The organism is Advenella faeciporci, from assembly GCF_014652395.1.
GTDB classification, from domain to species: Bacteria; Pseudomonadota; Gammaproteobacteria; order Burkholderiales; family Burkholderiaceae_B; genus Advenella; species Advenella faeciporci.
Window position 1 is genome coordinate 23,325 of record NZ_BMYS01000024.1, and the last position, 11,802, is coordinate 35,126.

Annotated in this window: 11 protein-coding genes; 3 read left to right on the forward strand and 8 right to left on the reverse strand. The window is 54.3% G+C overall.

Translation table 11 applies throughout. The annotated features are described in order from the left end of the window. Window positions 1–8: 8 nt before the first annotated feature. From mreD to IE074_RS13340, 3 genes are all read right to left on the reverse strand, one after another. The gene (gene mreD / locus IE074_RS13330) at window positions 9–545 is read right to left on the reverse strand and encodes a rod shape-determining protein MreD (RefSeq protein ID WP_189385943.1); all 537 of its coding nucleotides are present in this window, start codon (window positions 543–545) and stop codon (window positions 9–11) included. A 3-nt stretch (window positions 546–548) separates the two neighbouring features. Then, entirely contained in the window at window positions 549–1,457 is a 909-nt protein-coding gene (gene mreC, locus IE074_RS13335; protein ID WP_189385944.1) for a rod shape-determining protein MreC, read from the reverse strand. An 87-nt stretch (window positions 1,458–1,544) separates the two neighbouring features. Further along, the gene (locus IE074_RS13340) at window positions 1,545–2,588 is read right to left on the reverse strand and encodes a rod shape-determining protein (protein WP_169293543.1); all 1,044 of its coding nucleotides are present in this window, start codon (window positions 2,586–2,588) and stop codon (window positions 1,545–1,547) included. 238 nt (window positions 2,589–2,826) lie between these two features. Between IE074_RS13340 and gatC the strand changes: the two genes are divergently transcribed. The 3 genes from gatC to gatB are packed head-to-tail and all read left to right on the forward strand — an operon-like array spanning window position 2,827 to window position 6,124. After that, complete coding sequence (gatC, locus tag IE074_RS13345; RefSeq protein WP_189385945.1) at window positions 2,827–3,135, forward strand: Asp-tRNA(Asn)/Glu-tRNA(Gln) amidotransferase subunit GatC; 309 nt, start codon at window positions 2,827–2,829, stop codon at window positions 3,133–3,135. Window positions 3,136–3,137: 2 nt separating this feature from the next. Next, a complete protein-coding gene (gene gatA / locus IE074_RS13350) occupies window positions 3,138–4,670 on the forward strand; it encodes an Asp-tRNA(Asn)/Glu-tRNA(Gln) amidotransferase subunit GatA (protein WP_189385946.1) in 1,533 nt (510 codons plus the stop codon). Further along, window positions 4,670–6,124: an Asp-tRNA(Asn)/Glu-tRNA(Gln) amidotransferase subunit GatB gene (gene gatB, locus IE074_RS13355; protein WP_189385947.1), complete on the forward strand. Its 1,455-nt coding sequence runs from the start codon at window positions 4,670–4,672 to the stop codon at window positions 6,122–6,124. The genes gatA and gatB overlap by 1 nt, the downstream gene beginning before the upstream one ends. Before the next feature lie 348 nt (window positions 6,125–6,472). Here gatB and IE074_RS13360 read toward each other — a convergent pair whose 3' ends face one another. From IE074_RS13360 to IE074_RS13380, 5 genes are all read right to left on the reverse strand, one after another. Further along, on the reverse strand, window positions 6,473–7,108 hold the full coding sequence (locus IE074_RS13360) for a sarcosine oxidase subunit gamma (protein WP_189385948.1): 636 nt from the start codon (window positions 7,106–7,108) through the stop codon (window positions 6,473–6,475). Then, a complete protein-coding gene (locus IE074_RS13365) occupies window positions 7,077–10,085 on the reverse strand; it encodes a sarcosine oxidase subunit alpha family protein (protein ID WP_189385949.1) in 3,009 nt (1,002 codons plus the stop codon). Before IE074_RS13365 ends, IE074_RS13360 begins: the two co-directional genes overlap by 32 nt. Next, entirely contained in the window at window positions 10,082–10,357 is a 276-nt protein-coding gene (locus tag IE074_RS13370; protein ID WP_189385950.1) for a sarcosine oxidase subunit delta, read from the reverse strand. Before IE074_RS13370 ends, IE074_RS13365 begins: the two co-directional genes overlap by 4 nt. Before the next feature lie 22 nt (window positions 10,358–10,379). After that, window positions 10,380–11,627, reverse strand: coding sequence for a sarcosine oxidase subunit beta family protein (locus tag IE074_RS13375; RefSeq protein ID WP_189385951.1), 1,248 nt, complete (start codon window positions 11,625–11,627; stop codon window positions 10,380–10,382). A 97-nt stretch (window positions 11,628–11,724) separates the two neighbouring features. Beyond that, a partial coding sequence (locus tag IE074_RS13380) for an IS3 family transposase (protein WP_189385954.1) occupies window positions 11,725–11,802 on the reverse strand: 78 nt, incomplete at its 5' end.

Consider the following 11,802-nt stretch of genomic DNA (forward strand, 5'->3'; position numbering starts at 1 on the left):
ACCTGAAACTAGATCGTTGCATCATCGTCTTCCACCGGACGCAACGGCAGTTTCAGGATAAGGTCGGCAGCCAGCCACAACACCCCGGTAATCACGCCAGACCAGACCCAGACCCAGCCAGGCCAGACGCCGGCAAACCACGCCTGCATCAGTCGACTGGGGATGGGCGCAAGGAAAAAAACCGGAAACATGTGAATGAGCTGGCTGATGACCCCAAACCGCATCATACGTTTGCGAATGGTCAAGGTTCCATAGATGACCAAAACATAAGTCAGGGCATGTTCACCCAGGATATTCATGTCATGGACATCCATGAAGAAGCCAAAGCAAAAGGCAGCCAGCAGGCCCACCCCCTTTACTTCATGCGCACACCAGAATGCCAGAATAAGAATCAGCAAATCAGGAGAGCCTTCCCAGCTGCGCCAGGGGAGCATGGATGCCATCCAGACAAATATAATCGTTCCCCAGCCATACACAGGATTGACCATATAGGAGTACTGGGTGGATTGCAGCGGTTGCAGCGATTTCAGGTTTTTATTCGCCATGAATCAATTCTTGCCATATTTTTCAGTGATTGGCGCCTTGGCCAAAATATCAAGTTCGTCCTTTCCCGGAACCTCATCGGTCGGCACCAGCAACACCAGAAAATGACGGTAGCGTTCGGGGTGCGCCGAAGGCTCGGCAATGGCACGGACAAACCCTTCCGCCGAATTGGCTTCGATAGAGGTCACGGTACCAATAGACAGCCCCGCCGGATAAATACCGCCAATCCCACTGGTTGTCAGGCTATCGCCCACCCTGATATCGGCATCCATGGACAAATACCTGACCTCGAGCTTGCCGCCCTGCCCGGAACCAAACACAATAACCCGCAAGCCATTGCGCAAAACCATGGCCGGAATGGAAACTTTTTCATCGGTAATCAGGGCCGCTTCCGATGTCATGGCGGTTACCCTGCGAATTTGACCCACCACCCCGCCTTCACCAATAACCGGCATACCTGGTTCTATACCATGGCTACTGCCTTTGGTAAGCACCATGGTCTGATTCAGGGGGTTAGGGGCCGTGTACAGGATCTCTACGGCCACCGACGGTGTCTGGGCGGTATTTTTAATACCCAGCAACCGGCGCAACTGAATATTTTCAGCTGCCATCTGTGCCGCATGGGCCGAAATTTGTGCCAGCTCTATGCGCTGACGCTGGACTGCTTCGCTTTCCTGTTTGGCAATCGCCACAATGTTGGACCAATCATTGAATTTGGCAACGGCATCACGTGGCCACAAGGCCGCTTTCTGAAATGGATACAGGACAACTGCGGTAGCCTGCCGAATGGGATCAAGTACCCGCCAGCCGGAATCGGTAATCATCAACCCAAAACATAACAAGACCAGGAAAAACAGTCTTACCTCAGCAGCCGGCCCATGTTTGAATAAGCGGATCGATCTGTTCTGCTGCATAAAACAACCGTGGGAAGAAGAACAACAATATGGAGCGGGCCATTCCGGACAGGCATGGCCCGATGAAAAATTCAGTCGCTAGGGGATTCAGTCATTAATAAAGATGGGACCCAGTTTTTCCAGGTGCTCAAGCGCTTCTCCGCACCCTTTGACCACGCAGGTAAGGGGATCATCGGCCACCACTACCGGCAAGCCGGTTTCCTCTTGCAGCAACCTGTCAAGGTCTTTCAGCAAGGCGCCACCGCCTGTTAATGCGATGCCCTTTTCGGTAATGTCGGCACCCAGTTCAGGGGGGGTTTGCTCAAGGGCGATTTTAACCGCAGATACAATCTGGTTCAAAGTGTCGGACAGGGACTCGAGAATCTCGTTGGATGAAACGGTAAAGCTGCGCGGCACACCTTCGGACAAATTCCTGCCTTTGACCTCCATCTCACGGACTTCAGTGCCCGGAAAGGCCGATCCGATTTCTTTTTTGATCAGTTCGGCAGTGGGTTCACCAATGAGCATGCCATGGTTGCGACGAATGTAATTGATGATGGCTTCATCGAATTTATCTCCACCCACACGAACGGAACCCTTGTAAACCATGCCACCCAGCGAAATGATGGCCACTTCGGTTGTGCCACCGCCAATATCCACAATCATGGAACCGCTGGCATCGGACACATTAAGGCCGGCACCCAGGGCGGCCGCCATGGGTTCTTCGATAAGGTAAACCTGGCTTGCGCCGGCACCCATGGCCGCCTCGCGAATGGCGCGACGCTCTACCTGGGTGGATCCGCAAGGCACACACACGATAATGCGCGGGCTGGGCGCAAACATGCTGCGGGGGTGAATAATGCGGATAAACTGCTTGATCATTTGCTCGGTAACGGTGAAGTCGGCAATCACGCCGTCTTTCATGGGGCGAATGGCTTCAATATTACCGGGCACACGGCCCAGCATTTGCTTGGCGGCATGACCGACGGCCTGAATGATTTTACGTCCATTGGGACCGCCTTCGTGGCGAATCGCAACCACCGAAGGTTCATCCAGCACAATGCCTTTTCCACGTACGTAAATCAGGGTATTGGCGGTACCCAGGTCAATAGCCATATCTGTTGACAGATAACTTCTTAAAAATCCGAACATTTTTCGCGCAGGTAAAAATTTTTAGGGGAGATAAAAGCGCAGCGACAAGCCCAGCGCACATAACGATTAAGATAACTTATAATGATAACTGAAAATTGCTGCCAACTAACGGATTTAGTGCGCCAACACATTGTTTTCTTTGTAACCTGGTGCTGTTTTATTTACTGAATTCCACAGTTTTTTACTTTATTTTTTGTATATCCCTTTTTTCTTTTTATTTTTATATCGCAAGAATTATATGTCACTCTCCCTAGAAGATGTAACGCGTATTTCGCGCCTGGCACGACTGGAACTGACTCCTGAAAAAAAAGAGCAGACCCTGAACGAACTGAATAACATTCTGGGACTTATCGAGAAGCTGCAATCCGTGGATACTACCGGTGTCGAGCCACTTGCCCATCCGTTATCCGCGCATGAAGACATAACGCTCAGACTGCGTGAAGACGTCATTACCGAAACCAGCTCCGAATCCGGACGCGACGCCCTGCTGGCCAACGCCCCAGCCACTGAAAACGGCTTATTCCTGGTCCCTAAAGTTATCGAGTAACCATGAGCAATACAACCTCCCATCCCACTTTTTCCAGTATTGCCCAAATGCGCAAGGCACTGGACAGCAAACAGGTTAGCGCAACCGAACTGGCGCAGGCGGCACTTGACCGTGCCAATGCCACCAAACACCTTAATATTTTTCTGGATATCAACCCCGAAGCCACCCTTGCACAAGCCAAAGAAGCCGACCAGCGCATTGCCGAGGGAAAACAGCATTTACTGACCGGCATTCCAATTGCCCACAAAGACGTTTTTGTAACCCGCCAGTGGCGCACCACAGCGGGCAGCAAAATGCTTGAGAGCTACATCAGCCCCTTTGACGCCACTGTTGTCGAGCACCTGAAAAATGCGGGCACTGTCAACATTGGCAAGCTCAATTGCGATGAGTTCGCCATGGGTTCAGGCAACGAAAACTCGGCATTTGGCCCTTGCCTTAACCCCTGGGATACCAGCGCGGTTCCGGGCGGCTCATCGGGCGGTTCTGCCGCTGCGGTGGCGGCCGGTATTGTACTGGCAAGCACCGGCACCGATACCGGCGGTTCGGTTCGCCAGCCATCGGCCATGTGCGGTGTGAGCGGTATCAAACCCACTTATGGCACGGTATCCCGCTTTGGCATGATCGCTTACGGCTCCAGCCTTGATCAGGCCGGCCCCATTGCCGGCAGCGCCCGGGACCTGGTAGAACTGCTTGATGTCATCAGCGCTTTCGACGAACGCGATGCCACCTGCATTGAAACCTGCGATGGAACCCCCAACCGCCAGGGACGGGTCAAACAGGCATACCTTGACACCCTGGCCAGCCAGAACGGGCAAGGCAGCCAACCCCTGAAAGGTTTGCGCATTGGCGTACCCAAGGAATTTTTTGGTCCGGGCCTGTCAGCCGATGTCGCCAGCGCCATTGAGGCCGCCCTTCAGCAATACGAAGCCCTGGGTGCCGAACGGGTTGAAATTTCCCTGCCACGCACCGAGCTGTCCATCCCTGCTTACTACGTGCTTGCCCCGGCCGAAGCCTCCAGCAACCTGTCCCGTTACGATGGCGTACGCTACGGTTACCGCGCCAAAGAATACAAGGGTCTTGAAGACATGACCAGCCGCTCACGGTCACAGGCCTTTGGCCCCGAGGTGCAGCGTCGCATCATGGTCGGCACTTATGTTTTATCACAAGGCTACTACGATGCCTACTACCTGCAGGCACAACGAATCCGCCGCCTGATTGCCAACGACTTCCAGGCCGCCTTTGCCACGCAATGTGATGTCATCATGGGTCCTGTCAGCCCCAACGTGGCCAAAAACATTGGTGACAACCGCGACGACCTGACCGCCGACTGGCTGGCCGACATCTTTACCCTTGGTGTCAGCATGGCTGGCTTGCCGGCCATGTCCATTCCTTGCGGATTTGGCGGTGCCCATGGCAACCGCCCCATAGGGCTGCAAATTATCGGCAACTACTTCAATGAAGGCAAAATCCTTGCCATTGCAGATCGCTTCCAGCAACACACTGACTGGCATACACGTAAACCGGAAATCAAATAATGAATTGGGAAATTGTCATTGGTCTGGAAACGCATGTACAGCTTTCCACAAAATCCAAAATCTTTTCAGGCAGCAGCACCGCTTTTGGTGCCGCCCCCAACACACAAGCCAACGTCGTTGACATGGCCCTGCCCGGCAGCCTGCCGGTCATGAACAAGGCTGCAGTAGAAAAGGCCATCCGCTTTGGCCTGGCCATTGGTGCCGAAGTCGCACCGCGCTCGGTATTTGCCCGTAAAAACTACTTCTACCCCGACCTGCCCAAAAACTATCAAATCAGCCAGTACGAACTGCCCGTAGTGGTAGGCGGAAAAATTTCCTACTTTGTGGGAAAAGAGGAAAAAACCCTTAACCTGACCCGTGCCCACCTTGAAGAAGATGCAGGCAAATCCCTGCACGACGACTTCATCGGCCCGCTGGGTGAACTGTCTACCGGGATTGACCTTAACCGTACCGGTACCCCCTTGCTTGAAATCGTGACCGAGCCCGAGCTGCGTTCGGCCGCCGAAGCGGTTGCCTATGCCAAAACCCTGCATGGCCTGGTGGTCTGGCTGGGCATTTGCGACGGCAACCTGCAAGAGGGTTCGTTTCGCATCGACGCCAACGTTTCCGTGCGTCCGGTTGGCCAAAAAGAATTCGGCACCCGTGCCGAAATCAAGAACGTCAACTCTTTCCGCTTCCTTGAGCGCGCCATCCTGTTTGAGGCCCGCCGCCAGATTGAACTGATCGAGGACGGCGGCACCGTTATTCAGGAAACCCGCCTGTATGACGACGTGAACGATGAAACCCGCAGCATGCGCACCAAGGAAGATGCCCACGACTATCGTTACTTCCCCGATCCCGACCTGCCACCGCTGGTTATTTCACAGGAATGGAAAGACCGCGTGCAGGCCAGCATGCCCGAACTGCCCGCTGCCCGTCGCGAACGCTACTGCAACGAACTGGGCCTGCCCGCCTATGACGCTGCCCAGTTAACCGTTTCACGCGCCATCTCGGACTACTTTGAAGACACCATCAAGGCACTGCCCGAAGGCCATGCCAAACTGGCTTCCAACTGGATCATGAGTGAATTGTCGGGTGCCCTTAACCGGGACGAACTGGACATTGCAGACAGTCCCGTCAGCCCCGAACAACTGGCCAAAATGCTGCTTCGCATTATTGACAACACCATTTCCAACAAAATCGCGCGTGATGTTTTTGCCGATATGTGGGCCGGTGAACACAATCGCGATGCCGATGCCATTATCGAGGCAAAAGGCCTGAAACAAATCAGCGACAGTGGAGCCATTGCCGCCATGATTGACGAAGTGCTGGCCGCCAACCCTGAAACCATTGAAGAGTACCGGGCTGGCAAGCAAAAGGCTTTTAACTCTTTGGTGGGCAAGGTGATGAAAGCGGGCAAAGGCAAGGCCAACCCAACCCAGGTGAATGAAATCCTTAAGGAAAAACTGGGGTAGGTTGCGAGGAAACACTTCAGGGCTCAAGGCAACCACACTCGGGGTGCGAAGAGGCACCTCCTGGTTCAAGCAACCACCCCGTCAGGCTTTGCCTGACACCCCTCCACGGGAGGGGAATTGTTTGAATTCTTTGCCGTGATCAAAAAAGTTTAGAAAATCCCCTCCCGGGGAGGGGAATGCAAGACGAACTTCGTCAAAGAAACCGGAAAATTCCCCTCCCGTGGAGGGGTGGCGCGAAGCGACGGGGTGGTTGCTTGAACCAGAAGGTGCCTCCTCAAAGTGACAAGGTGGTTGCTTGAACCAGGAGCTGCCTCCTCAAAGCGACAAGGTGGTTATCAAGACCCCGCCTTACGCCAACAGATAATAATCATACGCCGCATCCAGCAGCATTTTTACCGTATATTCGGCAAAACTTCTGCGTACCAGCACATGCCAGCCATTGGGCACCGGCCTGACGGCAATATCCGCCTTGAAAAAATGTGACTGGGCACACTGCCCCTGACCAAACACACTGGCATCAAAATCCAGCGGGCAACCTTTGTTCAGCACATCAGCCGCCCCGTTGCCACTTAAATGCAGCAGGGTATAGCCACTACTTACGTCCAGCACCCTGGCAAACGAACCGGCCAGTAACGCTTGCATTTCACTCACCGGGGTCTCATTAAGCAAAGCTGGCATGGCAACCGGCTTGACAGACTGCGCCAGCCATTCATCTGGCCCCAGCCACCAGATCACATGCTTATCATTTTCAGCAACCGTATTGGGTTGAACAGGAAATTCAAGATTAAATGAATTATCCAAAACCCGGGCAACATTGGCATCTGCAAGGTCAGCCCGGACATTCAGTAATTCACGAAACGGCAATTCCCTTAAAAGAAACTTATCAGGTGCCTTGCCGGCAGCTTCTTCCAGCATACCCTGCACATTAACCAATGGTGATTGCATATTCACATCAAGCTGCATGCTGACGGCTCCCTTCTTCATCAAAAAAGACCGGACTGCAAACCTGTGCCTTTATAAAACCGGTTTGCGCCGACCACACAACAACGGTTGACCCCATCAGGCTGAAGCCATCCCGAACAACCCCCAGGGCGATTGAGCGGTCCAGGACCGGACTGTAATAACTGGAGGTCACATGCCCCAGCATGGGAGCCGGGCGCTGTTCGGTTTCTTCCAGCAATACTTGCGCGCCTTCGGGCAAAACCTGTTGCGGATCTTCTGCCTTCAGCCCCACAAACTGTTTGCGTCCGCTGCCGGCGGTGTGGCTCCGGCTTAATGAGCGTTTGCCAATGAAGTCCTTGGTTTTGGCCACCAGGCCGTCCATGCCCAGATCGGCAGGGGTCATGGAACCGTCGGTATCCTGGCCCACAATAATAAAACCCTTTTCAGCCCGCAACACATGCATCGCTTCAGTGCCATAGGGCGTGATATTGAATGCCTGCCCGGCCTGGATCAGGGCATCCCAAACCGCCTGCCCATAATTGGAAGGCACATTCACTTCATAACAAAGCTCACCCGAAAAACTGATCCGCATGATACGAACCGGAACCTGCAGGATGTTGCCTTCCCGAAAACTCATGAAAGGAAATTGCCCGGCGGAAAAATCAATATCGTGACATACGGCCTGCAGCACCTGGCGGGCATTGGGTCCGGCCACGGCAAAGGTGGAGTAATGGTCAGTTAGCGAAGCCAGATGCACCTTCAGCTCGGGCCATTCAGTTTGCAGCCATTTTTCCATCCATTGCATCACCCTGGCCGCACCACCAGTAGTGGTACTTAGCAAATAGTGATTCTCACCCAGGCGGATATTCACGCCATCATCAAAAACCATGCCGTTTTCATCAAGCATCAGCCCATAACGGCATTTGCCTATGCCCAGCTTGTTCCAGGCGTTGGTATACATACGGTTAAGGAATTCGGCGGCATCCGGGCCCTGGACATCAATCTTGCCCAGGGTGGAAGCATCCAGAATGCCAACGCCATTGCGAACGGCCAGGCACTCACGCCTGACTGCGGCCTGCATGTCTTCATTGCCAGGCGCGTAGTACAGAGGCCGCTTCCAGTTACCCACGTCCTCGAATACCGCTCCATGTGCCTCATGCCAGCCATGAATGCAAGTGGTCCGGACCGGTTCAAAAAAATCGCCCAGCTCACGCCCGGCCAAGGCACCAAACGTGACCGGTGTGTAATTGGGCCGATAAGTGGTGGTGCCGGTTTGCGGGATGCTTTGCTGCAGCGCTTCGGCCAGAATGGCCATGCCATTGATATTGCCCAGCTTGCCCTGGTCGGTACCAAACCCCAAGGCCGTATAGCGCTTGACGTGCTCTACCGACTGATAACCTTCGCGCGCCGCCAGATAAATATCAGCAGCGGACACATCATTCTGGAAATCAACAAACTGCTTTTCACCCTGGCCCATTTGCGCCCGGTCACCAATCAGCCATAAGGGCAAAATGGCATTTTCCCGGTATTCATCCAGCTCCCAGTCCATGGGTGGCACCGCTGGCAAACCCAACTTGCCAAGTGCTGCATTGGCCGCCTGCTGGCCACCGGTCAACGCCTCGGCCAGCAAAAAGTCACCCTTGGCAGCCCCCACGCTGGCTTGTTCCTGCACCGAAACACCTGGCACGAAACAGGCCTTTTCCTCTGACCAGACGGCTTTTCCGCCAGACTGGGCAAACAAATGCACAACCGGGTTCCAGCCGCCTGATACCCCCAGCAGATCGCAGCACAAGGTGGCAACAACCTCACCCAGATGACCTTTACGGTAAGCAGCCACACTGACTTTTTCAATGTGATGATCAAACTGTTCGCTAAACGCCTCCAGGACCACCGATTCAAAAAGAATCGAAACTCCCAGGCCATGGGCCCGTTGCGGCAAGGTACCACCTGAAACGGGCCGCGCATCAATCACCGTGACATTGGCCCCATGCTGTTTCAGGGCAATGGCCGCCCGGTATCCTTCGTCGTTGTTAGTGAAGATCAGGGCCGATTTACCTGGCAAAATCGCATAACGGTTGACATAGCTGGCAATCGCACCTGACAGCATGATGCCAGGCAAATCATTATTGGCAAATACCAGGGGCCGTTCGTGGGCCCCTGTAGCCAGAATCACCTGGCGGGCGCGGATTTTAAGGATCCGTTCTCGCGTTCCCTTGCGTTCGGCCAAGGGTAAATGGTCGGTTAAACGCTGGCAGGCAGTCAGCAGATTATGATCCTGATAGCCAAAAGCGGTGGTGCGCAAGAAAACCTTCACATTCGGTAATTCAGCCAGCGCCTGCATCATGCCAGCCACCCATTGCACCGCCTTTACGCCATCAAGAGTGTCATCGCCAGACAATAAAGTGCCCCCCGCCTGCGCCTGCTCATCCAGCAGGATGACCCGTGCACCGCCCTTGCCGGCAGCCAGGGCAGCGGCCAGCCCTGCAGGGCCGGCCCCCACCACCAGGATATCGGCATGCATGAACTGTTTGTCATAGCGATCGGCATCGCGGGCCTTGGGTGCCACGCCAAGACCTGCGGCATCACGGATTTTCTCTTCGAAACGGGGCCAGTATTTTTTTGGCCACATGAAGGTTTTATAGTAAAAACCCGCTGGCAGAAAACGCGAAAATTTTTGCACAACCGCCATTTTGTCCTGTGCCAGACTTGGGCTGACGTTCACGCTGCTGGCTTGCAGCTCGTCATACAGCAGGATCTCGGTTGCCTTGGCATTGGGTACGGTATAGGCACCGGTTTCAAGCTGGACAATCGCATTGGGCTCTTCAACCCCGGCCGTCATAATACCGCGCGGCCGATGGTATTTCCAGCTGCGTGCCACAAAATGCACGCCATTGGCCAACAGGGCAGAAGCCAGGGTGTCTCCCTCGTAACCGTAATAGCTTTTTCCATTAAACTGAAAGCGGATTTTACGGCGTCGGTCTATCCGGCCACCTTCCTTAAGTCTGAACGACTGACTCATGCGGTGTCTCCTTGCTGAACCGGACTGACCTCTTCCCTGAAAGCATAGCTGACTGTATCCCTATGCACGGTAAACCAGCGTCGGCAACCGTGCACATGCTGCCACTGCTCGTGCTGCAGGCCACGTTTGTTTTGGCGCATGAAAAGATAGTCACCCCACGCTTCATCACTTAACGACTCAGGGTTGGCCGGCCGGACAATACCTGCCTCTCCACCGGCTGCAAATTCGGATTCGGCCCTTTCTCCACACCACGGGCATTTTATCAACAGCATATCTTTTTCCTTCAGGTTTGAACTAGTGGGCAACACCGGCAGCCCCGTGCTCATCAATCAAGTGGCCAGTATAAAAGCGGTCAATCGAAAATGCCGCGTTCAAAGGATGGGGCGTGTCGTTGGCAACGGTATGGGCAAACACCCAGCCCGAGCCTGGCGTAGCCTTGAAACCGCCGGTTCCCCAGCCACAGTTGAAATAAAGCCCCTTGACGGCGGTTTTAGAAATGATCGGACAGGCGTCGGGCGTGACATCCACAATGCCACCCCACTGCCGGTTCATGCGCACGCGGCTAAGTACCGGGAACATTTCAACAATCGCCTGCAGCGTGCCTTCTATGGTGTGAAAACTGCCGCGCTGCCCGTAACCGGTGTATTGGTCTATACCGGCACCAATCACCAGGTCGCCCTTGTCGGACTGGCTGATATAGGCATGCACGGCATTGGACATGATGACCGTATTGATAATGGGCTTGATGGATTCGGACACCAGGGCCTGCAAGGGATGGCTTTCGATGGGCAGGCGAATGCCGGCCATGTCGGCCAGCACGCTGGAATTGCCCGCCACCACCACGGCCACTTTTTTGGCCTTGATGAACCCCTTGACCGTATCCACACCGGTTACCGCACCATTTTCACGGCGAATGCCGGTTACCCCGCAGTTCTGGATGATATCCACCCCGCGATGGTCGGCCGCGCGGGCGAACCCCCAGGCAACGGCATCATGCCGGGCCACCCCGCCACGCGGCTGGAAAGACGCACCCAGTACCGGATAGCGACTGTTAAGGTTGATAATAGGCACCAACTCTTGTACCTGATGGGGGGTAAGAAATTGGGTATCGATATGGTTAAGCTGGTTGGCATTGACCCGACGCTGCGTGTCACGCACTTCCTGCAGGGTATGGGCCAGATTAAGCACCCCACGCTGGCTGAACATAACGTTATAGTTCAGGTCCTGGGACAAACCTTCCCACAGCGACATGGACTTTTCATACAGCAGCGCGGCTTCATCCCATAAATAATTGGAACGCACGATAGTGGTATTACGGGCCGTATTGCCACCGCCCAGCCAGCCTTTTTCAAGTACCGCCACATTGCGTATGCCATGCTCTTTAGCCAAATAGTATGCGGTTGCCAGGCCATGACCGCCCCCACCCACAATCACAACATCGTATTCTTTTTTTGGTTCGGGACTGCGCCAGGCGCGTTCCCAGTTCCGGTGATAACTTAGCCCGTTGCGGACCAGACTGAAAATGGAATATTTCTGACTCATACTTCCTCTTGCAACTGGTGGGGTAATAAAGGTTTATGTAGACGTTTTCATTCCCACGCGGGAGTGAAGTGACCCCCAAATGTTGGACGGTTAAAAACTAGGCAGCTAAAACCTGAGTCCGGTATTGTACTGGACTCAGGCCATTTAATTTGAGCTTGATACGCTTGTGATTATA

Excerpts from the sequence above, each read along its gene's own strand:
- IE074_RS13360 (WP_189385948.1), bottom strand. The coding sequence starts at position 7,108 with ATGAAGAAGGGAGCCGTCAGCATGCAGCTTGATGTGAATATGCAATCA.
- gatA (WP_189385946.1), top strand. The coding sequence starts at position 3,138 with ATGAGCAATACAACCTCCCATCCCACTTTTTCCAGTATTGCCCAAATG.
- mreD (WP_189385943.1), bottom strand. The coding sequence starts at position 545 with ATGGCGAATAAAAACCTGAAATCGCTGCAACCGCTGCAATCCACCCAG.
- IE074_RS13375 (WP_189385951.1), bottom strand. The coding sequence starts at position 11,627 with ATGAGTCAGAAATATTCCATTTTCAGTCTGGTCCGCAACGGGCTAAGT.
- IE074_RS13370 (WP_189385950.1), bottom strand. The coding sequence starts at position 10,357 with ATGCTGTTGATAAAATGCCCGTGGTGTGGAGAAAGGGCCGAATCCGAA.
- IE074_RS13340 (WP_169293543.1), bottom strand. The coding sequence starts at position 2,588 with ATGTTCGGATTTTTAAGAAGTTATCTGTCAACAGATATGGCTATTGAC.
- mreC (WP_189385944.1), bottom strand. The coding sequence starts at position 1,457 with ATGCAGCAGAACAGATCGATCCGCTTATTCAAACATGGGCCGGCTGCT.
- gatC (WP_189385945.1), top strand. The coding sequence starts at position 2,827 with ATGTCACTCTCCCTAGAAGATGTAACGCGTATTTCGCGCCTGGCACGA.
- gatB (WP_189385947.1), top strand. The coding sequence starts at position 4,670 with ATGAATTGGGAAATTGTCATTGGTCTGGAAACGCATGTACAGCTTTCC.
- IE074_RS13365 (WP_189385949.1), bottom strand. The coding sequence starts at position 10,085 with ATGAGTCAGTCGTTCAGACTTAAGGAAGGTGGCCGGATAGACCGACGC.